Source organism: Adlercreutzia equolifaciens, assembly GCF_029076695.1.
Lineage (GTDB): Bacteria > Actinomycetota > Coriobacteriia > Coriobacteriales > Eggerthellaceae > Adlercreutzia > Adlercreutzia equolifaciens_A.
In genome coordinates this window covers 1-295 of the sequence record NZ_JARFIK010000470.1, presented here as the reverse complement: position 1 = coordinate 295, position 295 = coordinate 1, and the positions used below count along the sequence as shown (strand labels likewise).

The following is a 295-nucleotide window of genomic DNA, read 5'->3' as shown; positions in this document are numbered from 1 at the left end:
GCTTCGGTGCGGTGCCGGTGAGTACCTCGGCCAAGTCCACGTTGAACTTCGTGGCCATGTGAAACACCGCCGAAATGGGGATGTCGACGCCGGTTTCCTCCCAGGAGCGATAGGTGTCGATGTCGACGCCCAGCTCCTCAGCCATGGTGTGGCGCGACACATCGCAGGCCTCGCGGAGGCCCTGGATGCGCATGCCCAGCTCTTGCAGATTCTCTTCCATGATGGCACCTTAAGCGTTGAGGCCGATTTCGATGGCGGTACGGTTCTGCACCAGCTTCTCGGGCTTCGAGGCGGG

General features: G+C 62.0%; 1 protein-coding gene. It reads right to left on the bottom strand.

Annotated elements, in window-relative coordinates; genetic code table 11:
- On the bottom strand, positions 1–220 hold a 220-nt coding region (locus tag PZH32_RS13215), incomplete at its 3' end, for a helix-turn-helix domain-containing protein (protein ID WP_275208712.1).
- Between the last annotated feature and the right edge of the window lie 75 nt (positions 221–295).